Source organism: Candidatus Arthromitus sp. SFB-mouse-NL, assembly GCF_000709435.1.
Taxonomy (GTDB): domain Bacteria; phylum Bacillota; class Clostridia; order Clostridiales; family Clostridiaceae; genus Dwaynesavagella.
The window spans coordinates 297,071-322,499 of the sequence record NZ_CP008713.1 but is presented as its reverse complement, the minus strand read 5'-3'; the positions used below and the strand labels follow the sequence as shown (position 1 = coordinate 322,499).

General features: G+C 33.6%; 13 protein-coding genes, 2 tRNA genes and 6 rRNA genes. 2 read left to right on the top strand and 19 right to left on the bottom strand.

What is annotated here, in order from left to right; translation table 11 throughout:
- Positions 1 to 16: 16 nt before the first annotated feature.
- Positions 17 to 688: an N-acetylmannosamine-6-phosphate 2-epimerase gene (locus tag SFBMNL_RS01500; protein WP_007440376.1), complete on the bottom strand. Its 672-nt coding sequence runs from the start codon at positions 686 to 688 to the stop codon at positions 17 to 19.
- A gap of 176 nt (positions 689 to 864) precedes the next feature.
- Here SFBMNL_RS01500 and abc-f point away from each other — a divergent pair, with 176 nt between their 5' ends.
- Positions 865 to 2,769: a ribosomal protection-like ABC-F family protein gene (abc-f, locus tag SFBMNL_RS01495; protein ID WP_042294210.1), complete on the top strand. Its 1,905-nt coding sequence runs from the start codon at positions 865 to 867 to the stop codon at positions 2,767 to 2,769.
- Between the two features lie 43 nt (positions 2,770 to 2,812).
- Here the strand turns inward: abc-f and SFBMNL_RS01490 are convergent, their stop codons facing one another.
- Genes SFBMNL_RS01490 through tsaD form a run of 3 tightly spaced genes read right to left on the bottom strand, consistent with a single transcriptional unit; the run spans position 2,813 to position 6,102 of the window.
- Entirely contained in the window at positions 2,813 to 4,033 is a 1,221-nt protein-coding gene (locus SFBMNL_RS01490) for a S1C family serine protease (protein ID WP_042294208.1), read from the bottom strand.
- Between the two features lie 24 nt (positions 4,034 to 4,057).
- Entirely contained in the window at positions 4,058 to 5,080 is a 1,023-nt protein-coding gene (locus tag SFBMNL_RS01485; RefSeq protein ID WP_042294206.1) for an alpha/beta hydrolase, read from the bottom strand.
- Between the two features lie 17 nt (positions 5,081 to 5,097).
- A complete protein-coding gene (gene tsaD / locus SFBMNL_RS01480) occupies positions 5,098 to 6,102 on the bottom strand; it encodes a tRNA (adenosine(37)-N6)-threonylcarbamoyltransferase complex transferase subunit TsaD (RefSeq protein ID WP_014017835.1) in 1,005 nt (334 codons plus the stop codon).
- Between the two features lie 131 nt (positions 6,103 to 6,233).
- Between tsaD and SFBMNL_RS01475 the strand changes: the two genes are divergently transcribed.
- Positions 6,234 to 6,848, top strand: coding sequence for a RusA family crossover junction endodeoxyribonuclease (locus SFBMNL_RS01475; protein ID WP_005807164.1), 615 nt, complete (start codon positions 6,234 to 6,236; stop codon positions 6,846 to 6,848).
- Positions 6,849 to 6,882: 34 nt separating this feature from the next.
- Here the strand turns inward: SFBMNL_RS01475 and yedF are convergent, their stop codons facing one another.
- The 15 genes from yedF to SFBMNL_RS01400 form a co-directional block, all read right to left on the bottom strand.
- Positions 6,883 to 7,461: a sulfurtransferase-like selenium metabolism protein YedF gene (yedF, locus tag SFBMNL_RS01470; protein ID WP_005807166.1), complete on the bottom strand. Its 579-nt coding sequence runs from the start codon at positions 7,459 to 7,461 to the stop codon at positions 6,883 to 6,885.
- 18 nt (positions 7,462 to 7,479) lie between these two features.
- Positions 7,480 to 8,982 carry a hypothetical protein gene (locus SFBMNL_RS01465; protein WP_042294195.1) on the bottom strand — a complete coding sequence of 501 codons (1,503 nt, stop codon included), beginning with the start codon at positions 8,980 to 8,982 and terminating at the stop codon, positions 7,480 to 7,482.
- Positions 8,983 to 8,991: 9 nt separating this feature from the next.
- Positions 8,992 to 10,416: a sensor histidine kinase gene (locus tag SFBMNL_RS01460; RefSeq protein WP_005807169.1), complete on the bottom strand. Its 1,425-nt coding sequence runs from the start codon at positions 10,414 to 10,416 to the stop codon at positions 8,992 to 8,994.
- The gene (locus SFBMNL_RS01455) at positions 10,406 to 11,095 is read right to left on the bottom strand and encodes a response regulator transcription factor (RefSeq protein WP_014017833.1); all 690 of its coding nucleotides are present in this window, start codon (positions 11,093 to 11,095) and stop codon (positions 10,406 to 10,408) included. The genes SFBMNL_RS01460 and SFBMNL_RS01455 overlap by 11 nt, the downstream gene beginning before the upstream one ends.
- Before the next feature lie 85 nt (positions 11,096 to 11,180).
- Positions 11,181 to 12,014, bottom strand: coding sequence for a polysaccharide deacetylase family protein (locus SFBMNL_RS01450; protein ID WP_007444940.1), 834 nt, complete (start codon positions 12,012 to 12,014; stop codon positions 11,181 to 11,183).
- Positions 12,015 to 12,026: 12 nt separating this feature from the next.
- Positions 12,027 to 12,683, bottom strand: coding sequence for an N-acetylmannosamine-6-phosphate 2-epimerase (locus SFBMNL_RS01445; protein ID WP_042294193.1), 657 nt, complete (start codon positions 12,681 to 12,683; stop codon positions 12,027 to 12,029).
- Positions 12,684 to 12,750: 67 nt separating this feature from the next.
- Positions 12,751 to 12,867 (bottom strand): 5S ribosomal RNA (gene rrf / locus SFBMNL_RS01440).
- A gap of 55 nt (positions 12,868 to 12,922) precedes the next feature.
- Positions 12,923 to 15,816, bottom strand: a 23S ribosomal RNA gene (locus SFBMNL_RS01435).
- 182 nt (positions 15,817 to 15,998) lie between these two features.
- Positions 15,999 to 17,518 (bottom strand): 16S ribosomal RNA (locus tag SFBMNL_RS01430).
- A 77-nt stretch (positions 17,519 to 17,595) separates the two neighbouring features.
- A tRNA-Asn gene (locus SFBMNL_RS01425) sits at positions 17,596 to 17,670 on the bottom strand.
- A 3-nt stretch (positions 17,671 to 17,673) separates the two neighbouring features.
- Positions 17,674 to 17,790 (bottom strand): 5S ribosomal RNA (rrf, locus tag SFBMNL_RS01420).
- A 55-nt stretch (positions 17,791 to 17,845) separates the two neighbouring features.
- Positions 17,846 to 20,739 (bottom strand): 23S ribosomal RNA (locus SFBMNL_RS01415).
- Positions 20,740 to 20,856: 117 nt separating this feature from the next.
- A tRNA-Ile gene (locus SFBMNL_RS01410) sits at positions 20,857 to 20,933 on the bottom strand.
- Between the two features lie 74 nt (positions 20,934 to 21,007).
- Positions 21,008 to 22,527: ribosomal RNA gene (locus tag SFBMNL_RS01405) — 16S ribosomal RNA — on the bottom strand.
- The 16S, 23S and 5S rRNA genes sit together here with 2 tRNA genes alongside, the layout of an rRNA operon.
- 165 nt (positions 22,528 to 22,692) lie before the next feature.
- A complete protein-coding gene (locus tag SFBMNL_RS01400) occupies positions 22,693 to 25,428 on the bottom strand; it encodes a hypothetical protein (RefSeq protein WP_042294192.1) in 2,736 nt (911 codons plus the stop codon).
- Position 25,429: the final 1 nt, after the last annotated feature.

The window sequence follows — 25,429 nt, the reverse complement described above, 5'->3', positions numbered from 1 at the left end:
AAATTAAAAATTCCTTCTATCTACCTTTTATAATATCAATAAATTTCTTAGCTATCAATTGTGGTCTTGTTATTGCTGATCCAACTACTGCAGAATATACACCAATATCATACACACTCTTCAAATCTTCTGGAGTGTTTATTCTTCCTTCAGCAATAACAGGTATCCTCAAATCTTTAACTAGTCTTTTCATTAGCTCAAAATCTGGTTCATCAATTCTTTGTGTATAAGAAGTATATCCAGATAATGTCGTGGATACACAATCACATCCAAGTTCCTCAGCTATAACCCCCTCTTCGTAATTCGAAATATCTGCCATAACCAAAATATTCTCTTCTTTTATGTGTAAAATTAAATCTTTAAGTTTTTCATCATTCGGTCTTGATCTACGCGTAGCATCTAACGCAATCATTTCACATCCAGAACTTAAAAGTTCATTTACCTCTTTTATTGTTGGTGTTATATACACATCTGAATCCTCGTAATCTCTCTTTATAATACCAATTACTGGTAAATTAGTTGCTCTTTTAATCTCTATTATATCAGACACTCCTTGTGCTCTTATGGCTACTGCCCCTGCCTCTTTTGCTGCGAGTGCCATCCTTCCCATGATAAACGGACTATGTAATGGCTCATCATATAATGCCTGACAAGATATCACAAGTCCATCTTTTATCTTATTTAACATAAATTTTCCATCCCCCTTCTTCAAAATTGCGTATAAACATTTTTCCTGGTATAATTAAACATCGATATAGAAATATAATAACAGAAAATATAATTTTTACGCAATGTATATTTAAAATTATATGTAAGTTTATTATAATCTAATTTATTAAAATTTATGTAATTGTAGGTGAAACCATGCTTGTAATAAGTACTAAAAATCTTTATAAAAGTTATGGTGTTAAAGAAGTACTTTCAAATGTATCTTTCAATATTAATGAAGGAGACAAAGTTGGATTAATTGGCCAAAATGGTGGAGGTAAGTCAACTCTCCTAAAAATATTAACAAAAGAAATATCCAATGATTCTGGGGAAATATTTATAAATAAACATAAAACCATTGGATATTTAAATCAAAATTCTAAATTAAATCCCAATTTATCCATATATGAAAATGCCTTAGATGTATTTAATAATCTTATAAAAATGGAAAACAGATTACATGAGCTAGAATTACTTCTTCAAAAAAGTCAAGATGAAAATTTGATACTAGAATACACTGATCTTATGGCAAAATTTAATGATAATGGCGGTTATACATATAAAACTGAAACAATAAAAATCTTAAATTACTTAAAATTTGATAATGAAAAAATGCATAGATCCTCAAAACATTTAAGCGGTGGGGAAAAAAAGAGACTTGATTTAGCTAAACTATTATTAAAAAAACCCGATATACTCCTTCTCGACGAACCAACTAATCACTTAGATCTCGATTCTATTGAATGGTTTGAAAATTACCTAAAAAATTACAAGGGCACAATTGTAGTTGTATCTCATGATAGATATTTCTTAGATAAAATAGTAACCCATATTTTTGAACTCGAAAATAAAAATATACTTACATTTAACTCAAACTACACAAAATTTATAAATCTTAAAAAAAACTATGTTGACACTCTACTACACAAATATAATGTCCAGCAAAAATTTGTTAATAGAGAACTTGAAATCATTAAAAACTATAGAGCGTGTTATAGTAAAAAGAGAATCAAAGCAGCTGATAGTAGAGAAAAACGATTAAACAAAATTGATCTGATAGATAAACCTGAATCAATAAACAAGATACGTGATATAAAATTCGAATTTTTTGAAAAAACAGGAAATGATATTTTACTAGTAAAAAATCTAACAAAATATTATGGAGATAAGAAAATATTTGAAAATATAAACCTATGTGTCACAAAAAATCAAAAAATAGCTATCATAGGAGAAAACGGAATAGGCAAAACTACTTTTTTTAAAATACTTTGTAAGAAAATACCTCCAAGCTCAGGGGAAATAATTTATGGAAGTGGGCTAAATATTACATATTATGATCAAGAACAATCAGATTTAAATAAAAATAAAACCATATTTGAAGAAATAAGAGATTCATTCCCTCATATAACAACACAAGTTATAAGACGCCATTTATCAAATTTTCTATTTAAAAATGATGATATACATAAAGAAATTTCTCTTTTAAGTGGTGGAGAAAAATGTAGATTAAACCTTTTAAAAATAATATTATCTAATTCAAATGTACTCTTTATGGATGAACCAACAAATCATTTAGATATATACACAAGAGAAATACTAGAAGATGCTATAATTAACTTTGAGGGAACTTGCCTTATAATATCCCATGATAGATATTTCTTAAACAAGATTTCAAATATAATATATGAATTTAAAAATAATTCCCTTATAGAATACTTAGGAAATTATGATTATTATATATCACGACAAAATTTATTAACTAAAGAAGATTCTATTAAATTAGTAGAAGATACTGTTAATTCAAGATATGGTAAAACAAAATCAAAAAACAAAAATAAAATTCATCAAAAGAACAAAAAAGGGAAAGAGGTGATAAAAAAATTATCCAAAATTGAAAGTGAAATTAATAAAATTGAAGAAAATATCTCTATACTTCAAGAAAGTTTGTCACTTGAAGAAATCTACTCTAATTATGAAAAATTAAGTGAAGTAAATAAAGAAATAACATCTCTCAAAAACAACTTATCTTCTCTATACGAGGAATGGGAAAACTTAATTTAAAAAATTTAAAAGCATAGTACAATATTTGCACTATGCTTTTTCTCTATTCATTCAAAACTAAATCAATTTCTTGATTAGATCCATTTCTATAAACAACAACTTTAATAGTATCACCAACATTATGATTAGCTTTTACACTATTAATATCATCAAATGTCTTAACATCATTCCCACCAAATTTTAAAATAACATCTCCTGATTTTATACCAGCTTTCTCAGCATTTGAAAAACTCTCAACTTCTACTACATATATACCCTCAGGTAAATTCAAGTTGCTAGACATACTCTGATCAATAACTCTACCCCTAATTCCAATTCTTAAAATAGGCTTAGATAATTCATCTAATTTTTGTTTAGCTTGATTTATAGGTATAGCAAAACCTATTCCTTCAACACTTGTTGTTCCAGTATTATCATATTTTGCTGTATTTATTCCTATAACCTCACCTCTTGAATTTATAAGAGGTCCTCCACTATTTCCAGGGTTTATCGCTGTATCAGTTTGAAGTAATTTTAAAGTTTTGCCATTAATTGGAACATCTCTATCAAGAGCACTCACTATACCTTTAGTTGTCGTTCCTATAAATTCTTTTCCAAGTGGCGATCCTATAGCAACAACAGACTCACCAACTAATAATTCATCTGAATCTCCAAGAGAAACGGTAGCTGGTACTGTAACCGTAGAATCTGTAAGTTTAATTAATGCAATATCATTTAATTCATTGTAATTTATGACTTTACCATCAGTTTCAGTACCATCATAGAATATTATTTTTACGGTCTGAGCTCCCTCTACAACATGATAGTTGGTCAAAATATGTCCTTCTTCATTTATAATGAATCCAGATCCTATCCCTTCTTGTTGCTGAAGTCCAAAAAATCCTCTATCAACAATCGATTTTGTACTAACACCTACTACTGCTGGACCAACTCTATTTACAATTTCTGTTACAGTTAACGCATCCTTCTCATCTTCAAAATATGTAGGACCGACATATTGAGTTTTATATCCTCCTATTTGACTATAAAGTGGTGTTCCCTGGAAAAAAGAAAAATTAGGAGCTATATATAAAGTGAACAAACTACCTAATATAGAACTACATAAAACACATATGATAACTATTAAAATAACAAACTTACCACTAAAACCACTTCCCCTCTTCCTATTATTAGCTAATACTATCTTGTTACTTACCTCAGGAATAGTATCTCTATTATTCTGCGAAACAGTACTATACTCCCTCTCATCAAAATTATTATCCATATTTAACTCCTCTTTCATTAATTCTTAATTATACTCTACTAATCTTGAGTTCATATTTTTAATTAAGTTTTTTAAATAATCTGAATGATTGTATGTAAAATCATCAATTGTCTCAAAATATATTATCTCTAAATTACTAAAATGACTCTTAAGCATTCGTTCATATTCGCTGTTCCTGTTACTCTCCGATTCTATAACTATCACAGGCAAATCATATGTTCCAAATTTAGATAAATCTATATTTGATAAATACTTATCCCTAATCTTAACCTCATTATAAACCGTATTATAGTAATCCCTACTCATCATTCTGCTTAAATAATTATCTAGATTTCTCGATACAGCTGATTCTCTATATAAATCTATAAATCTATTATCCAAACAAGAAAACTTATCTAATAACTTTGGAATATTAAGCGTTGCGATTAACTTAAAGTACATACCAAGTACTTCATTCTTAATTTTTTCAGAATTGTTAATCCCACTATGATTAAATATAGTGGGATTGATAAATATAACTCCTCCTACCTTATCCTTATATTTATCCAAATACTCCATGTGTATAAGAGAACCATATCCTTCGCTAACAAGTATCTGTTTTCCATCATATCCCGTATTAATTATAAGATTATTTAATACATCAACCTGTGTATCTACAGATGTTTTATCTTTGTATTTTTCACTTCCACCATATCCAAATCTATCATAGTAAAGCATTTTAACACCGCTTATAGCATCTCTTACTATGGGATTCCATTCAAGAAGCGTTTCCCCAATATCTGACTCAAACAATACTAAATTATCTCCAATGCCAGATACAGCATAAGCTATCTTATATTCACCATATCCACTAAGCCTATGAGATTTTTTTAATGATGAAAGTGTATTATTACTCTGTATAACCTCACTTAAAATTCCTAACAAAATAGATAATATTACAACAAAAATACTAAGCTCTAGAATAATTCTCCTAATTTTTTTTTGTTTAGGGCTTATAAATTTTTTATTACTTTTATATACAGAATTAGAATGCTCTATAAACTTCATACAATACTACCCTATTTCTAAAATTTTACACTAGATGATACATTAAGTGTATAATCACTTTTTCCATTTTTTAAAAACGAATAGTAAGCAGCAGATGCAATCATAGCCCCATTATCTGTACATAACTCCTTACTTGGATAGTATATCTCAATATCCTTAAAATAACTTAAAAATCTATTTCTCAAATAATTATTAGAAGAAACTCCTCCAACAATACAAAGCTTTTTACCTCCATATCTTTTAAAGGCTTTTTCAACATTTTCAATTAACATATCAACTGAAGTTTTTTGGAAAGAAGCACATATATCTTCTTTATTTAACTCTACATCTTTTAAATTACAATGATTTATATAATTAAGAACCGAGGATTTAATACCACTATAAGAAAAATCTAAGGTATCATCCTCAAATCTACTTTTAGGAAATTTAATTGCATCTTCATCTCCAAATTTTGCAAGTCGTTCTATATTCGGTCCACCAGGATAAGATAATCCTAATTTCCTAGCAACCTTATCAAAAACTTCTCCAATTGCATCATCTCGAGTTTCAGCAATCTTATCATATATTCCATAATCATTTACATTTAATAATATAGTGTGTCCCCCAGATATAACCAAACTCATAAAAGGTGGTTCTAAATCCTTATGCTCTAAATAACAAGAACTTATATGTCCTTCTATATGATTTACCCCGATGAAATCTTTATTTAAAGCATAACTCAATCCTTTAGCATATTGAAGTCCAACTAATAATGCACCGACAAGTCCAGGTCCATATGTAGAAGCTATTAAATCTATATCATTTAACTCCACATTTGCCTCTTTTAATGCCTCATATAAAACTATATTTATAGCTTCTAGGTGCTTTCTTGATGCAATTTCTGGAACGACGCCGCCAAATTCATTATGTATATTTATTTGAGATAAAATTTTATTTGATAATATATCTCTTCCATTTTTAACTACTGCAATAGATGTTTCATCACAACTTGTTTCTATTGATAAAACTAATATATCATTCATTAGTTAAACCTCTTTCTAAAATATAAAATTTGAAAATTTCCAATTTTTATTATATCCTATATTAATATTATAATTAAAAATTTTTTTATTATCAAACTAAATATTCTAAATCTTTTCTTTAAGGAGAATTTATGGAAAATATAGTTAAAATAACTGTTTTAGGAACTCCTATATCCAAATCAAATTTCAAACTCAACTCAAAATATGGAAGATATATATTGCCAAATAATACCGGAAATTATTACGATAGGTATGGAATTTATGAAGAACATATAGCATACGAAATCAAAAAACAATATCCAAATATAAAATTTAATACATCTCTAACAGCAATACTTAAGGTTTTTTACAAATATGAAAAAAAACATCCAGATACAAATAACATAACAAAAAGTATTTGTGATGGAATCGAAAAAAGTGGAATAATACTAAATGATTCTCAAATAACAAAACTATTTATAGAAGAGTTTTATGATAGAGAAAACCCAAGATTTGAATTAACTCTTTTTGAAAATCATTTATATGATATAGACATAACTATCAAAAAAAGAGAAATCCCATTAAATAAGGTATTATATACTAGATCTAAATCAAAAAGAGTTCCTTTAGAAAAAGATAATATATTATTAGATAAAGACAAAATAATTTGCTATGTCTGTGAAAATATCATAAAAAATAATGATTTTGTAAAAATATCAAACTCAAACTTAATTTTATGTAAAAAATGTCTTAAAAAAACAATTTAAGCAAAGATAAATTAATATCCTTGCTTAAGATTATTTATATTCTAATAACATTATCACTATTATTTAATATATCTATTATAGAGTACATATTTGTTATTTCATCAAGTCTTACTTTATCCTTAATACTATAATAATCTACACAAATACCACAATAATATATACTTACTCCCTTTTCTCTCAAAGAATCTATATTTTTTATTATATTCTCATTCGTAAGAAGTTTAACTCCTGAATTTATAAATATAATATTACTCGGTAGAGTTATACTCTCATCTAATGCATAGAAATAAGACTTCATCAATACATTTGACAATTCATCTGATCCATTTCCAAAAAGCTCACTCATAACTAATATTGTAAAATTATTTATTTGGAAATCATTTTTAGATAATTGTTCATTCCCATCAAAAATAACTTCAAACAAAAAATCATTACCACTCTTATTGGATGAATAATTTATTTTGTTGTTCTCTAAAAACTTTTTAATATTAATAAATGATACTTCATTGTCAAGTATTATCTTAAAATCAACATTCTTATTATTATTAATAAATTTCCTTGTCTCAACTAATGGGATAGGACAACTCTTTTTCCTCAAATCTAACTCTATCATTAAAAATCACCCCTATATTTATTCTAACTTTTCAAGCAATAACTCAACTTCTACCGCCTTATCTCCAGTATACCACTCACCCAATATAACATTGTCTCCAGAATCTATAGATAGTTCTAAAATTGCATTATTACTTATCTTATCTCCAATAATTTTATAAACTCCCATAGTTGTAGATGTCAAAATTACTACAAGATCTCTATCTGGAGACATAAATGCATCTCTTGCTTCTGGGTTCCTAAGTTTTATTTGTCCAAGATTTGCAGATACGTTATTCTCACTAATAAGTTTTTTATTAGGTAATAGCTCTATATCAAAATCAAGTGGCTTAAGAGTACTGCTTGGTAATTTTGTGTTAACTCTCCCCTTCAAAAACCAATCTCCACCATATCTCTCAAGCTTAAAGCTATCTTCTCTAGGTTCCGTATCATAAGCATCTAAATTTACCTTTTTAAGTAAATTTATAAATTTATAATAACTATTATAAAATATCTTAACACTCTTTTGGAATATATCTGAAAATTTAAGTCTTCTCTCAATAACAGGATCATCAATAGATAACATAGCACATTTATCTATATTAATATTACCTAAATATTCTATATTTTGATCATAATTTATACCAATATAATTTTCATTAACATATGTAATATCTATAAATTGATTTATAAATTCCTCATTTGTATTATTATCACCATCCAAAATAAATACATCATCAGATAATAAATCATCAATAGCTATTTTTTCATATAAATCATTCTTATCGCTAGACTCAACACTTATATTTAGTATCTTACCATCTTTTGGCACAATTATATCATCAAATACCTTATGCGCATAAGTTCCATCATTATTCTGATATACCCATATACTTCTATAAACACTTTTTGGAATAGAATGATCCGTAACTTTTCTTTCAGATCTAAATGATATTAAAAATCCAACATTATTCATGTACTCTCCATCATATGTAATTACATTATTCTTTAAATTATCTTTAACAAATCCCTCAATCTCAGTATCTATTTTATTGCTAACTTTCTTAAAAGAGTACATAATATCATCATCATAATAAAACAATATAGTGTCATCATCGTACTTTATAAATTCATACATATTCTTATCTTCATCTTGTATAGTAAAAATATTTACACTCTTATCCTCAAGGTTTAAAAAAGAAAAATCATCTATCTTAAACTTGACTCTCATATAGTCGCTTAGCATAAATGTCTTTACTTTAAACGTATCATACTCAAATAATAAATCATTAATCCTTAAGTAATAATCAGATATAAATAAATAACTATCTGAAGGAATTTTAGGCGTAATCCCAGTATTTTTATTATACATATAATAAAAACTATCGAGATTCCATGTACCTTTAACTAAAATATTCTCAACCTTAGGTGCTACAAACAAACTATCTAAACTTGCATTAAATGTAGAACAAGACATAACATTAATAATTAAATACATGAAAAGTAATATAAAATTAAACTTAATAATTTTCCTAAATTTCATATTATCTCCTTATTTATCCATAGGTAAAACTAAAGTTACCTTAGTCCATTCTCCATATATACTATCTATTAAAAGTTCCCCACCGTGAAGTTTCATAATTTCATCACTTATCGATAAACCTAATCCATTCTTAGACTTACTACTTTTCCCCTTAAAAAATTTTTCCTTAACTCGTGATAATTCTTCACTAGGTATACCCATACCATTATCAGTTATCTCTAAACAAATAATATTCTTATTTCTATCAATTAAATATTTAACTGTTATCTTACCATTTTCCTTTAGAAATTTTATAGCATTGTCTAAAACATTAACTAAAACTTGCTTTATTCTATTAAAATCTATATTTAATACTATATCCTCACTAATATCATCAATTATAAATTCAAAATTTTCTCTATCTTCTCGAGGTTTTATATAATTAACTATATACTCATTTATATCTTTTATATCTATCTTCTCAAAGTTTAAAGTAACTTTTTGAGAAATAAACTTTGAAAAATCTAAAAGTTCTTCTACCATAACAGCAAGTCTTTCTGTCTCACCCTCTATAATTTTAAGCCCATTTAATATAGCTGGATTATCAAACTCATCATACTGAAGAGTTATTGCCCATCCCTTAATTGATGTAAGAGGCGTTCTAAGTTCATGTGATACTGTGGATATAAAATTATTCTTTAATTGATCTTTTTTAGATATTTCATCTGCCATATAATTAAGGGTATCTCCTAATGCTCCAACTTCATTATTAGGTAAATTCTTACACCTAACACCTAAATCTCCTAATGCCATCTTTTTCGCAATATTAGTAAGTGTTTTTATCGGCTGTATAATCTTTTCAGTAACTAATCCAATTATTATTATGTAAAATATAAGTGCAATAACAACTGCTAAAGTAAACGTAAAAATTATCTTAGTAATATTCTTATTTGCATAATCAAGTGAAACAGTAAATCTTAATACTCCAATAACTTGATTATAATTTTCAATTGGATAAGATACACTCATCACCTTAGATTTACTATAGGATACCTTTCCAATCCACTGACCTAAACCTCCAAGTATAGCAATCTTAAAATCTTGAGTATCTATTGGTTCTTCATATGTAACACCTATAGTATCCATCAAAACTCGACCATCCAAATCTATAACCTGAACCTGAGCACTCGTGGAATTTATAAAATCATCTAAATCTAAGAGTATATTTGTCTCAAGGGACGAATTTTTATAATTATTCTGATAATTTTCAACAGCTTTAATTATTTGATTAGATAAATTATCCCTTATAGTATCATAGTACGCTTTACGCACATAATAGGATATACTTAATGATAAAGCTAGTATTATAAATAAAAAAACACTTATAGAACTCTTTATAATACTATATCTTATACTTGAATTTACAAATATATTTTTAATAAAATTATTTTTCATTATTCCAACGATAACCTGTTCCCCAAACTGTTTCTATATACTTAGGTTTAGAAGACTCATCTTCAATTTTTGATCTAAGTCTACGTATATTAACATCAACTATCTTTAGATCTCCAAAATAATTATATCCCCATATCATATTCATAAGCTCATCACGACTCAAAGCCTTACCTGGATTTTCTACAAATATCTTAAATAACATATATTCCTTAGGTGTAACATCAATTTCCTTATCATTCTTATATATTTTTTGAGAATATAAATCTAACTTAAAAGGTCCATTAATTATCATATCACTATTAAATTTTTCATCTATTCTACGAATAAGTGCCTTAACCCTAAGCATAACTTCTAAAGGATTAAATGGTTTCACAACATAATCATCTGCTCCAAATTCAAGTCCCATAACTCTTTCCATTTCTTGAGATCTAGCAGTAAGCATAATAATACCCATCTTTGGAAAATGCTTTCTTAAATTTGAACATACCTGAAATCCATCCATATCTCCCTCAAGACCTACATCCAATAATACAACTTGCGGTTTCTCAATTAAAGCAATTTCAATAGCAGTATCTCCCCTATCTGCTTCAATAACGTTAAAACCCTCCCTATCAAAATTTATCTTTAAAAACTGTCTAATACTTACTTCATTCTCCACTAACAAAATCTTTTTTTCCATTCCTATACCCCTACGATAATATATAATTAAATTAATTATAGCATAAAAAAAGTGATAAGAACAAAACATCTTATCACCTTTTAACTTAATATAAAGTTCTAAATTCATATCCATTTTCTTTAAAATAATTAATAATCTTAGGCAAAGCTCTGCTAGATACTTCTCCAGCACTTCCTGAGAAATCATGCATAAGCATAACAACAGACTTTGAATTTCCTGCAGTATCAATAGCTTTTTGAAATAAAACATCAGGATCTTTAATATTTTTACCCTCAGCATCTCCACTCATAGCATTCCATTCAATAACTGAATAATTTTCATTATTAAGTCTTTCAAGAGTTTCATCTTGCTTCTTCCAAGATCTGAGTCCTCCTGGCAATCTTAAAACTCTAGTATCAAAGTCTTGACCTAATATATCTTTCATAATATCAAGTGATCTATTCATATCACTCATAAGATTCTCATAACTTATAACTCTCCCAGGATATAAATAAGAATAATTATGACTATATCCATGATTTCCCACCGCATGTCCATCATTAACAATATTCCTTAAAAGTTGTCTATACTCCTCTCCCCTATCTAAATTCACACCAAGCACAAAAAAAGTTGCCTTGACATCATAGTTTTTAAGTACTTCTAATACTTTTGGTGTATTATCGAGTGATGGACCATCATCAAAAGTCAAAAACACTGTTTTTTCACCATTATTTATCTTTTCAGCATTAAATAAATTCTTCTGCACTTTCATAGAATCATAAGAAAATCTTCCACCTTCAATTGTCGTATTTTGACCTTCCATAATATCTTTTGGACTATAAATAAACTTATCTACTACATTTGCTTTACTATAAAAAACTGTAAAACAAACAAAGAATAGTGCAATAATAGTACAATTAAACAAGATCTTTAATTTCATATTAAATCACTCCTAATTAAATACATTTTCTATAAATTCTTTTAATTGATATTTAGGTGTAATAATTTTAGAATTAACAATTATATTATTAAATCCAGCATTAAATAATTCATTATATTTATCATCATTTAACAAATTATTATCTACAATAGAATCAAAAATAAGTGGTACATCTATATCAATATAATCAACAAAATTACTAATTGTATATGAATCATTTCTTATACATATTGCATCAAATTTTAAACAAGATATATTTTTTATATCTTCTAAAGTATAAACCTCACCTATAAAATACAATTCAGGAAATAATGACTTTATTTTATAATAAAACTCATGTATAGTAATAAAATTAGGTCTAATTTTAGTAGAAGCATCTAAATAAATAATACTAGCACCAGCTTTTGCAAGTTCATAGATCTCATTAACAGTTGGTGTAAGATTAACAATTGTATCAGGGTAAACTTTATTAACACATCCTATAACAGGTAAGTCGACAGAATATTTAAGTTCCAAAATTAGATTTGAATAACTAGTTTTAATAGCTGATACATTATTATTAAAAGAACTATTAATATTCAACAATAATTTATTTAATATATAGGAATTAATATTATCATAAAAATAATCCAAAGACAATATCAAACCTCGCTCCAAACATTTATTCATAATTCCTCCAAATAATATATTATAGTAAACAAAAAGAAGTAAGAGCGATGCTCTTACTTCTAAAACAAACTGGCAATGACTTACTCTTCCATAGGGGTAACCCTATAGTACCATCAGCACAGTGTAGCTTAACCTTCCTGTTCGGTATGGATAGGGGTGTTGCCTACACGTTATAATCACCAGATATTGAGAAATATTTTAATCTCTCAAAATTGTATATAAATAATATATTGCTAATTTTGGTCAAGCCCTCGACCTATTAGTATAAATCAGCTAAATATGTTACCATACTTACACCTTTTACCTATCAACCTTGTGTTCTTCAAGGGGTCTTACTAGCTTACGCTATGGGAGATCTTATCTTAAGGTGGGCTTCACGCTTAGATGCCTTCAGCGTTTATCCCTTCCTAACTTAGCTACCCAGCCGTGCTCCTGGCGGAACAACTGGTTCACCATTGGTTAGTCCATCCCGGTCCTCTCGTACTAAGGACAGCTCCTCTCAAATCTCCTGCGCCCGCGACGGATAGGGACCGAACTGTCTCACGACGTTCTGAACCCAGCTCGCGTGCCGCTTTAATGGGCGAACAGCCCAACCCTTGGGACCTACTTCAGCCCCAGGATGCGACGAGCCGACATCGAGGTGCCAAACCTCCCCGTCGATGTGAACTCTTGGGGGAGATCAGCCTGTTATCCCCGAGGTAGCTTTTATCCGTTGAGCGATGGCCCTCCCACGAGGTACCACCGGATCACTAAGTCCTACTTTCGTACCTGCTCCACTTGTAGGTGTCGCAGTCAAGCTTCTTTATGCCTTTACGCTCTACGAAGGATTTCCATCCCTTCTGAAGAAACCTTTGAACGCCTCCGTTACTCTTTTGGAGGCGACCGCCCCAGTCAAACTGCCCATCTAACAGTGTCCTGTACCCAGTTCATGGATCCCAGTTAGAATTTCAGCAATATCAGGGTGGTATCCCAACATCGACTCCTCTAAATCTGACGATCTAGATTCCCAGTCTCCCACCTATCCTGTACAAATATTACCAAAACTCAATGCTAAATTACAGTAAAGCTCTACGGGGTCTTTCCGTCCAATCGCGGGTAGCAAGCATCTTCACTTGCACTACAATTTCGCCGGATTTGCAGTTGAGACAGCGCCCAAGTCATTACGCCATTCGTGCGGGTCAGAACTTACCTGACAAGGAATTTCGCTACCTTAGGACCGTTATAGTTACGGCCGCCGTTTACTGGGGCTTAAGTTCACTGCTTCTCTTACGATAACAGCTCCCCTTAACCTTCCAGCACCGGGCAGGCGTCAGCCCCTATACTTAAGCTTTCGCTTTTGCAGAGACCTGTGTTTTTGATAAACAGTTGCTTGGGCCTATTCTCTGCGACCATATCTCTATGGCACCCCTTCTCGCTAACTTACGGGGTCAATTTGCCGAGTTCCTTAACTGCAATTCTTCCGCTGGTCTTTGGATTCTCACCTCGCCTACCTGTGTCGGTTTGTGGTACGGGCACTAATTATCTACCTAGAAGTTTTTCTCGTCAGTGTGAAATCAGATACTTCAACTCATTCGTCTCCCCATAAAGAATCAACTTAATCGCATATATGGATTTGCCTCTACATGCTATCTCTTCTCTTAGACCAACCTCCATCTGTTGGCTATCCTATCCTTCTGCTTCCCTCCATCGATCAATCAATAATTAGTGGTATCGGAATATCTACCGATTATCCATCACTTACGCCTTTCGACCTCAGCTTAGGTCCCGACTTACCCTGGGCGGACGAACCTTCCCCAGGAAACCTTAGGCTTTCGACCATTAGGATTCTCACCTAATTCTCGCTACTTATGCCAACATTCTCTCTTGTATAAAATCCACTATTGCTCCCGCTTTAGCTTCAACTCTTATACAACGCTCCCCTACCAATGTTTCCATTCCACAGCTTCGGTGATGAGTTTTAGCCCCGTTTATCTTCGGCGCAGAAACTCTCGACTAGTGAGCTATTACGCACTCTTTAAATGAATGGCTGCTTCTAAGCCAACATCCTAGTTGTCTTAGAATCTCCACATCCTTTACCACTTAACTCATACTTTGGGACCTTAGCTGGTGATCTGGGCTTTTTCCCTTTTGTCCAAGAATCTTATCACTCTTAGACTGACTGCTAATAAACAAATATAGGCATTCGGAGTTTAATAAGGTTCGGTAACCTTACGGCCCCTAGCCCATTTAGTGCTCTACCTCCTATATTCTATGTATTAACGCTAGCCCTAAAGCTATTTCGGGGAGAACCAGCTATCTCCGAGTTCGATTGGAATTTCTCCGCTATCCACAATTCATCCCATGGTTTTTCAACACCAACGTGGTTCGGTCCTCCACGAAGTTTTACCTTCGCTTCAACCTGATCATGGATAGGTCACCCGGTTTCGGGTCTACAACATGCAACTATTCGCGCTATTAACACTCGATTTCTCTTCGACTACAGTCCTTAAGACCTTAATCTCGCTACACATCGTAACTCGTTGGCTCGTTCTACAAAAAGCACCTCATCACACATATTACGTGCTCTGAGCGGTTGTAAGCACACAGTTTCAGGTTCTATTTCACTCCCCTCCCGGGGTTCTTTTCACCTTTCCCTCACGGTACTACTCCTCTATCGGTCATCAGGTAGTATTTAGCCTTGGGTGGTGGTCCACCCTGCTTCCCACAAGGTTCCTCGTGTCTCGTGGTACTCTGGGTAAGTCTCTCTCAATTTCAGTTTTAAATTACGTGGCTATTACACTCTTCGGCTTAGATTTCCATCTATATTCATCTAACCTACTTTCTCAATTATAGACCCCCTCAACCCCCAAGTTTCCTTGGGTTTGGGCTCTTCCCCTTTCGCTCGCCACTACTTAGGGAATCGATATTTCTTTCTCTTCCTACAGGTACTTAGATGTTTCAGTTCCCTGCGTCTACCTTCTAATAACTATTAATTCATTACTAGATACATAGTCTCTCACTATGTGGGTTCCCCCATTCGGAAATCTACGGATCCATGACTATTTGCGTCTACCCGTAGCTTATCGCAGCTTATCACGTCCTTCATCAGCTCCTGATGCCAAGTCATCCTCTGTGCGCTCTTAGTAGCTTGACCTATTTTTCTTTCTATATTCTTCCAGCTCTTAAATTACTATTGCTAATAATTTAACTTGCTACCTTTCGCATCTTTACTATTTATATACAATTTTCAAAGATCTATATCCTTAAGTAACCTTCCAATTATAGGTCACTCACAATTGAATAGGAAAAAAGTTATCCACTTCTTTCTTTCCTTAGAAAGGAGGTGATCCAGCCGCAGGTTCTCCTACGGCTACCTTGTTACGACTTCACCCCAATCACTGACCCCACCTTAGACTGCTGCCTCCTATATGGTTAGCCCACAGGTTTCGGGTGTTGCCAACTCTCATGGTGTGACGGGCGGTGTGTACAAGACCCGGGAACGTATTCACCGCGACATTCTGATTCGCGATTACTAGCAACTCCATCTTCATACAGGCGAGTTTCAGCCTGCAATCCGAACTGAGATGAGTTTTATAAGTTTTGCTCACTATCACTAGCTTGCTTCTCTCTGTTCTCACCATTGTAGCACGTGTGTAGCCCTAAACGTAAGGGGCATGATGATTTGACGTCATCCCCACCTTCCTCCTAGTTAACCTAGGCTGTCTCGCTAAAGTGCTCAGCTTAACCTGTTAGCAATTAACAACAAGGGTTGCGCTCGTTGCGGGACTTAACCCAACATCTCACGACACGAGCTGACGACAACCATGCACCACCTGTATCCTTGCTCTTGCGAGCTTCCCTCATTACAAGGTAATTCAAGGTATGTCAAGTTTAGGTAAGGTTCTTCGCGTTGCTTCGAATTAAACCACATGCTCCGCTGCTTGTGCGGGTCCCCGTCAATTCCTTTGAGTTTTAATCTTGCGATCGTACTCCTCAGGCGGGGTACTTATTGCGTTTGCGACGGCACGAATTGTTATTCACAACCCACACCTAGTACCCATCGTTTACAGCATGGACTACCAGGGTATCTAATCCTGTTTGCTCCCCATGCTCTCATGCCTCAGCGTCAGTTACAGTCCAGTAAGTCGCCTTCGCCACTGGTGTTCTTCCTAATCTCTACGCATTTCACCGCTACACTAGGAATTCCACTTACCTCTCCTGCACTCTAGTTAAACAGTTTTATATGCTTTCTACAGGTTAAGCCTATATATTTAACATATAACTTGTTTAACCGCCTACGCATCCTTTACGCCCAGTTATTCCGAACAACGCTTGCCACCTACGTATTACCGCGGCTGCTGGCACGTAGTTAGCCGTGGCTTCCTCTGCAGGTACCGTCCTTCCTCTTCCCTGCTAACAGAGCTTTACAATCCGAAAACCTTCTTCACTCACGCGGCGTTGCTGCATCAGGGTTTCCCCCATTGTGCAATATTCCCCACTGCTGCCTCCCGTAGGAGTATGGACCGTGTCTCAGTTCCATTGTGGCCGTTCATCCTCTCAGACCGGCTACACATCGTCGCCTAGGTAAGCCTTTACCTCACCTACTAGCTAATGTGCCGCAGACTCCTCCTATACCAATAAATCTTTCACTACATAATCATGCAACTATATAGCTATATGCGGTATTAATCCAACTTTCATCGGGCTATCCCCCAGTATAGGATAGATTATCTACGTGTTACTCACCCGTTCGCTGCTAAGCTATATAAAGCAAGCTCCATATATCTCCGCTCAACTTGCATGTGTTAGGCACGCCGCCAGCGTTCGTCCTGAGCCAGGATCAAACTCTTATCCTTCTCCCAGTCTCTCAAAATTAACGTTGACTTCTTCTCTTCATTCCTTTTCCCTATCCAATTGTCAATGATCTAATAATTGGCTCCGCGGAGAGGACTCGAACCTCCAACCTATCGGTTAACAGCCGAGTGCTCCACCATTGAGCTACCGCGGAACAAACTGGCAATGACTTACTCTTCCATAGGGGTAACCCTATAGTACCATCAGCACAGTGTAGCTTAACCTTCCTGTTCGGTATGGATAGGGGTGTTGCCTACACGTTATAATCACCAGATATTGAGAAATATTTTAATCTCTCAAAATTGTATATAAATAATATATTGCTAATTTTGGTCAAGCCCTCGACCTATTAGTATAAATCAGCTAAATATGTTACCATACTTACACCTTTTACCTATCAACCTTGTGTTCTTCAAGGGGTCTTACTAGCTTACGCTATGGGAGATCTTATCTTAAGGTGGGCTTCACGCTTAGATGCCTTCAGCGTTTATCCCTTCCTAACTTAGCTACCCAGCCGTGCTCCTGGCGGAACAACTGGTTCACCATTGGTTAGTCCATCCCGGTCCTCTCGTACTAAGGACAGCTCCTCTCAAATCTCCTGCGCCCGCGACGGATAGGGACCGAACTGTCTCACGACGTTCTGAACCCAGCTCGCGTGCCGCTTTAATGGGCGAACAGCCCAACCCTTGGGACCTACTTCAGCCCCAGGATGCGACGAGCCGACATCGAGGTGCCAAACCTCCCCGTCGATGTGAACTCTTGGGGGAGATCAGCCTGTTATCCCCGAGGTAGCTTTTATCCGTTGAGCGATGGCCCTCCCACGAGGTACCACCGGATCACTAAGTCCTACTTTCGTACCTGCTCCACTTGTAGGTGTCGCAGTCAAGCTTCTTTATGCCTTTACGCTCTACGAAGGATTTCCATCCCTTCTGAAGAAACCTTTGAACGCCTCCGTTACTCTTTTGGAGGCGACCGCCCCAGTCAAACTGCCCATCTAACAGTGTCCTGTACCCAGTTCATGGATCCCAGTTAGAATTTCAGCAATATCAGGGTGGTATCCCAACATCGACTCCTCTAAATCTGACGATCTAGATTCCCAGTCTCCCACCTATCCTGTACAAATATTACCAAAACTCAATGCTAAATTACAGTAAAGCTCTACGGGGTCTTTCCGTCCAATCGCGGGTAGCAAGCATCTTCACTTGCACTACAATTTCGCCGGATTTGCAGTTGAGACAGCGCCCAAGTCATTACGCCATTCGTGCGGGTCAGAACTTACCTGACAAGGAATTTCGCTACCTTAGGACCGTTATAGTTACGGCCGCCGTTTACTGGGGCTTAAGTTCACTGCTTCTCTTACGATAACAGCTCCCCTTAACCTTCCAGCACCGGGCAGGCGTCAGCCCCTATACTTAAGCTTTCGCTTTTGCAGAGACCTGTGTTTTTGATAAACAGTTGCTTGGGCCTATTCTCTGCGACCATATCTCTATGGCACCCCTTCTCGCTAACTTACGGGGTCAATTTGCCGAGTTCCTTAACTGCAATTCTTCCGCTGGTCTTTGGATTCTCACCTCGCCTACCTGTGTCGGTTTGTGGTACGGGCACTAATTATCTACCTAGAAGTTTTTCTCGTCAGTGTGAAATCAGATACTTCAACTCATTCGTCTCCCCATAAAGAATCAACTTAATCGCATATATGGATTTGCCTCTACATGCTATCTCTTCTCTTAGACCAACCTCCATCTGTTGGCTATCCTATCCTTCTGCTTCCCTCCATCGATCAATCAATAATTAGTGGTATCGGAATATCTACCGATTATCCATCACTTACGCCTTTCGACCTCAGCTTAGGTCCCGACTTACCCTGGGCGGACGAACCTTCCCCAGGAAACCTTAGGCTTTCGACCATTAGGATTCTCACCTAATTCTCGCTACTTATGCCAACATTCTCTCTTGTATAAAATCCACTATTGCTCCCGCTTTAGCTTCAACTCTTATACAACGCTCCCCTACCAATGTTTCCATTCCACAGCTTCGGTGATGAGTTTTAGCCCCGTTTATCTTCGGCGCAGAAACTCTCGACTAGTGAGCTATTACGCACTCTTTAAATGAATGGCTGCTTCTAAGCCAACATCCTAGTTGTCTTAGAATCTCCACATCCTTTACCACTTAACTCATACTTTGGGACCTTAGCTGGTGATCTGGGCTTTTTCCCTTTTGTCCAAGAATCTTATCACTCTTAGACTGACTGCTAATAAACAAATATAGGCATTCGGAGTTTAATAAGGTTCGGTAACCTTACGGCCCCTAGCCCATTTAGTGCTCTACCTCCTATATTCTATGTATTAACGCTAGCCCTAAAGCTATTTCGGGGAGAACCAGCTATCTCCGAGTTCGATTGGAATTTCTCCGCTATCCACAATTCATCCCATGGTTTTTCAACACCAACGTGGTTCGGTCCTCCACGAAGTTTTACCTTCGCTTCAACCTGATCATGGATAGGTCACCCGGTTTCGGGTCTACAACATGCAACTATTCGCGCTATTAACACTCGATTTCTCTTCGACTACAGTCCTTAAGACCTTAATCTCGCTACACATCGTAACTCGTTGGCTCGTTCTACAAAAAGCACCTCATCACACATATTACGTGCTCTGAGCGGTTGTAAGCACACAGTTTCAGGTTCTATTTCACTCCCCTCCCGGGGTTCTTTTCACCTTTCCCTCACGGTACTACTCCTCTATCGGTCATCAGGTAGTATTTAGCCTTGGGTGGTGGTCCACCCTGCTTCCCACAAGGTTCCTCGTGTCTCGTGGTACTCTGGGTAAGTCTCTCTCAATTTCAGTTTTAAATTACGTGGCTATTACACTCTTCGGCTTAGATTTCCATCTATATTCATCTAACCTACTCTCTCAATTATAGACCCCCTCAACCCCCAAGTTTCCTTGGGTTTGGGCTCTTCCCCTTTCGCTCGCCACTACTTAGGGAATCGATATTTCTTTCTCTTCCTACAGGTACTTAGATGTTTCAGTTCCCTGCGTCTACCTTCTAATAACTATTAATTCATTACTAGATACATAGTCTCTCACTATGTGGGTTCCCCCATTCGGAAATCTACGGATCCATGACTATTTGCGTCTACCCGTAGCTTATCGCAGCTTATCACGTCCTTCATCAGCTCCTGATGCCAAGTCATCCTCTGTGCGCTCTTAGTAGCTTGACCTATTTTTCTTTCTATATTCTTCCAGCTCTTAAATTACTATTGCTAATAATTTAACTTGCTACCTTTCGCATCTTTACTATTTATATACAATTTTCAAAGATCTATGTTAAATGGTAATGGTGGGACTAAATGGACTCGAACCATCGACCTCACGCTTATCAGGCGTGCACTCTAACCAACTGAGCTATAGTCCCTCTTAGTAACCTTCCAATTATAGGTCACTCACAATTGAATAGGAAAAAAGTTATCCACTTCTTTCTTTCCTTAGAAAGGAGGTGATCCAGCCGCAGGTTCTCCTACGGCTACCTTGTTACGACTTCACCCCAATCACTGACCCCACCTTAGACTGCTGCCTCCTATATGGTTAGCCCACAGGTTTCGGGTGTTGCCAACTCTCATGGTGTGACGGGCGGTGTGTACAAGACCCGGGAACGTATTCACCGCGACATTCTGATTCGCGATTACTAGCAACTCCATCTTCATACAGGCGAGTTTCAGCCTGCAATCCGAACTGAGATGAGTTTTATAAGTTTTGCTCACTATCACTAGCTTGCTTCTCTCTGTTCTCACCATTGTAGCACGTGTGTAGCCCTAAACGTAAGGGGCATGATGATTTGACGTCATCCCCACCTTCCTCCTAGTTAACCTAGGCTGTCTCGCTAAAGTGCTCAGCTTAACCTGTTAGCAATTAACAACAAGGGTTGCGCTCGTTGCGGGACTTAACCCAACATCTCACGACACGAGCTGACGACAACCATGCACCACCTGTATCCTTGCTCTTGCGAGCTTCCCTCATTACAAGGTAATTCAAGGTATGTCAAGTTTAGGTAAGGTTCTTCGCGTTGCTTCGAATTAAACCACATGCTCCGCTGCTTGTGCGGGTCCCCGTCAATTCCTTTGAGTTTTAATCTTGCGATCGTACTCCTCAGGCGGGGTACTTATTGCGTTTGCGACGGCACGAATTGTTATTCACAACCCACACCTAGTACCCATCGTTTACAGCATGGACTACCAGGGTATCTAATCCTGTTTGCTCCCCATGCTCTCATGCCTCAGCGTCAGTTACAGTCCAGTAAGTCGCCTTCGCCACTGGTGTTCTTCCTAATCTCTACGCATTTCACCGCTACACTAGGAATTCCACTTACCTCTCCTGCACTCTAGTTAAACAGTTTTATATGCTTTCTACAGGTTAAGCCTATATATTTAACATATAACTTGTTTAACCGCCTACGCATCCTTTACGCCCAGTTATTCCGAACAACGCTTGCCACCTACGTATTACCGCGGCTGCTGGCACGTAGTTAGCCGTGGCTTCCTCTGCAGGTACCGTCCTTCCTCTTCCCTGCTAACAGAGCTTTACAATCCGAAAACCTTCTTCACTCACGCGGCGTTGCTGCATCAGGGTTTCCCCCATTGTGCAATATTCCCCACTGCTGCCTCCCGTAGGAGTATGGACCGTGTCTCAGTTCCATTGTGGCCGTTCATCCTCTCAGACCGGCTACACATCGTCGCCTAGGTAAGCCTTTACCTCACCTACTAGCTAATGTGCCGCAGACTCCTCCTATACCAATAAATCTTTCACTACATAATCATGCAACTATATAGCTATATGCGGTATTAATCCAACTTTCATCGGGCTATCCCCCAGTATAGGATAGATTATCTACGTGTTACTCACCCGTTCGCTGCTAAGCTATATAAAGCAAGCTCCATATATCTCCGCTCAACTTGCATGTGTTAGGCACGCCGCCAGCGTTCGTCCTGAGCCAGGATCAAACTCTTATCCTTCTCCCAGTCTCTCAAAATTAACGTTGACTTCTTCTCTTCATTCCTTTTCCCTATCCAATTGTCAATGATCTAATAACATTACTTAACTTACTTTAGTATGATATCAAATCATATTAAATAAGTCAATAACTTTTTTAATATATTTTAAAATCGTTTTAGTGGAAATTATTTATTAATTTCCACTATTTTTTTGTAAATATAAAATTTATTATTATCATTTAACGTTTTATAAAGAACTATAGGATAATTATTTAATACCTTTATGAATACTTTAGCTATAATAGGCTTATTCAAACTACATAAATATATTTTATCCAATATAAAAAAATTTATAGTTTCTATATAACTATAAAATAATTCCATTTCTTTATTATAAAATTTTTTTTCAGAATTCAATATACTCGTGATTAATTCTATATTTTCAGAATAAAAAATCTCATCATAGTAATCACTTGTTTTAACACCATTTATAACCTTATCTAAAAAATATAGTATATCATTATATTCACTTTTTATATTTTTGCCTGATATTAAATTTTTATAACTTATATCATTTTCGATTTCTTTAACAACCATCCCTTTATTAATATCAAAAAATTTGTTTCTAAGAGTTTTAATTATATGATCTAATGTTTGTATTTGAGTATAAGATATAATTTTATTACAATACAACGAAATATAAAATCTAAATTTATAATATATATAACTATCAAATATTATATCATCATTTAAATCTTCATTTATCAATTTAAGTATAGTCTTTAAATTTAATGTTAATATATTTATACTACTTGTTTTATCAGAATAATAATCAGAAAAAATTATACTATATATAAATACATACGAATTAAGTTTTCCTGTAAAAGCATTTAAATCTTCAAATATTTTTTCTCTTATAACAGCATTTCTCTTATTTAAACTTTTAAATCTTGTACTACCATAAATAGAGATAAGTTTAAACTTAATTCTAAAAATATAACAACTATGATTCATTAAATCACTAAGTTCTACTATTTCATCACCATAAATTTGGTATATTCCATAAAAGATATCTCCCCAACTCACTTTATTAACTACACTTTTATATACATCAATATACTCATCGGATTTAAATAGCAAAGATAATATAATCCCTAATTTAAATCCTTCTTCATGGATAGCATCATAAATTAAAAAACTAATTTCACTTTTTAGTTTATTATATCTATACTTTATAGGTTCGAAATAAGACTTAATTTCAAATTTATATAAATCAAAATATTTTAAGGTTAACAAATACGAATAATATGTAATTCTCTTTTCTCTATTCTCTCTATTACTACATGAAAGATAGCTTTTTAAATAAAATATAAGCCTATCCCTCTCATCTAAAATTTTACTATTATATCTAGTAAATATATTCTTGGCGTATGCATATTCTCTGTCCAATCTACAATAAATCACACTACTATTCTCCAATAAATTATTATAAAATGATTTACCATCAAATATCAAACTATTACTAATCATGGACTTAATATCAAATATTATATTTATTAATTCATAAATGCTATCATCACTAAAAGTAGAGTATTTAAAAACTGTTAATAAAATTGATAATAAATTTCCGTTATTATCATATTTCAAAATATCTTTTAAAATCCATAACATATAATTAACAATTTCCTTTATTTCCTCATCACTAAACAAATCTATATTTAACAATAAAGTTTCATTAAATTTCAATAAATAACGCACGCGATTATCTAACATATCCCCAAATATAAGTTTTAAAATAATAATCACAAACTCATACTTAACTAAATTAAATTTAATTACCTCATCGAGTACATAAATATAATCTTCCTGAAATAACCATAACAAAATAACCTTTTTATTATAATCACTAATATTCAATTCTTCTTTAGAGCAAATCTCCAATTTATCATAATATGGCTTTAATATACAAGACACTACATCCCTTATCTTCTTAATTGAATTGCTTTCAAAATCTAAATCATCAAGAATAATATATTCACAAATATCCAATAAAATCTTATATTCAAAATCATCAACTTCAAATTCAAACAAACTAATTAATAATTTGTATATCAAATCAAAATAAGTCTCAATATTTTCATTATCCTGTTTGATTAAAAAATCACATTTACACTCTAAATGGTACGAAATTAATAAATTTAATAAATTTAATAAAAACTCCTTATTTTTTATTAAATTTTCCTTTCTATCCTCCCACATATACGAAAAAAAACTATCTATTCTAAAAATCTCATATATCACTATAGACAAATAATTAGTTTTTTGTAATCCTAATTCTTTATGAAATGAATAATAATCAATAAAATTCTTTATATATTTATTATAACTAGTAAAATCAACAGCATCTGATAAAAACAATAACAAAAAATAAAACTCATTTTCATCCAATATAACATCTTCTAAAATAGAACTTATTAATTGTAAAAACTCATTGTCTTCTAGAGAAATATACATACCAAACAATGAGATATAGAAATTATTACCACTTAAAATACATGATTTATACTGATTTAAAAAATCATCAAATAGTAAAGCTAATATAGATACAACTATATTTTTCGAAAAAAGTCTAATGTTATTTGAAATAAATTTATGTAATCTTTGTTTATATTCCACATTCTTTTCTATTAAATTATTCAAATTATAAATCATTAACTCTGCTTTAATAATAGGAAATTTATTACAATTGATAAACGCAATCAAATCGTTTTCATCTATGTAAAGATTTAAATAATCACATATCTTATTATAATATTTTAAATAGTTATTATCATTTAAAATATCAGTTTCTTTATCTAAGACAATATCTGATATTATTTTAGTAAATACATGAAATTTATCAGAATATCCTATATATGACATA

What these genes read in the sequence shown, in the direction of transcription:
- SFBMNL_RS01500 (WP_007440376.1), bottom strand. Translation starts at nt 688, where the DNA reads ATGTTAAATAAGATAAAAGATGGACTTGTGATATCTTGTCAGGCATTA.
- abc-f (WP_042294210.1), top strand. Translation starts at nt 865, where the DNA reads ATGCTTGTAATAAGTACTAAAAATCTTTATAAAAGTTATGGTGTTAAA.
- SFBMNL_RS01490 (WP_042294208.1), bottom strand. Translation starts at nt 4,033, where the DNA reads ATGGATAATAATTTTGATGAGAGGGAGTATAGTACTGTTTCGCAGAAT.
- SFBMNL_RS01485 (WP_042294206.1), bottom strand. Translation starts at nt 5,080, where the DNA reads ATGAAGTTTATAGAGCATTCTAATTCTGTATATAAAAGTAATAAAAAA.
- tsaD (WP_014017835.1), bottom strand. Translation starts at nt 6,102, where the DNA reads ATGAATGATATATTAGTTTTATCAATAGAAACAAGTTGTGATGAAACA.
- SFBMNL_RS01475 (WP_005807164.1), top strand. Translation starts at nt 6,234, where the DNA reads ATGGAAAATATAGTTAAAATAACTGTTTTAGGAACTCCTATATCCAAA.
- yedF (WP_005807166.1), bottom strand. Translation starts at nt 7,461, where the DNA reads ATGATAGAGTTAGATTTGAGGAAAAAGAGTTGTCCTATCCCATTAGTT.
- SFBMNL_RS01465 (WP_042294195.1), bottom strand. Translation starts at nt 8,982, where the DNA reads ATGAAATTTAGGAAAATTATTAAGTTTAATTTTATATTACTTTTCATG.
- SFBMNL_RS01460 (WP_005807169.1), bottom strand. Translation starts at nt 10,416, where the DNA reads ATGAAAAATAATTTTATTAAAAATATATTTGTAAATTCAAGTATAAGA.
- SFBMNL_RS01455 (WP_014017833.1), bottom strand. Translation starts at nt 11,095, where the DNA reads ATGGAAAAAAAGATTTTGTTAGTGGAGAATGAAGTAAGTATTAGACAG.
- SFBMNL_RS01450 (WP_007444940.1), bottom strand. Translation starts at nt 12,014, where the DNA reads ATGAAATTAAAGATCTTGTTTAATTGTACTATTATTGCACTATTCTTT.
- SFBMNL_RS01445 (WP_042294193.1), bottom strand. Translation starts at nt 12,683, where the DNA reads ATGAATAAATGTTTGGAGCGAGGTTTGATATTGTCTTTGGATTATTTT.
- SFBMNL_RS01400 (WP_042294192.1), bottom strand. Translation starts at nt 25,428, where the DNA reads ATGTCATATATAGGATATTCTGATAAATTTCATGTATTTACTAAAATA.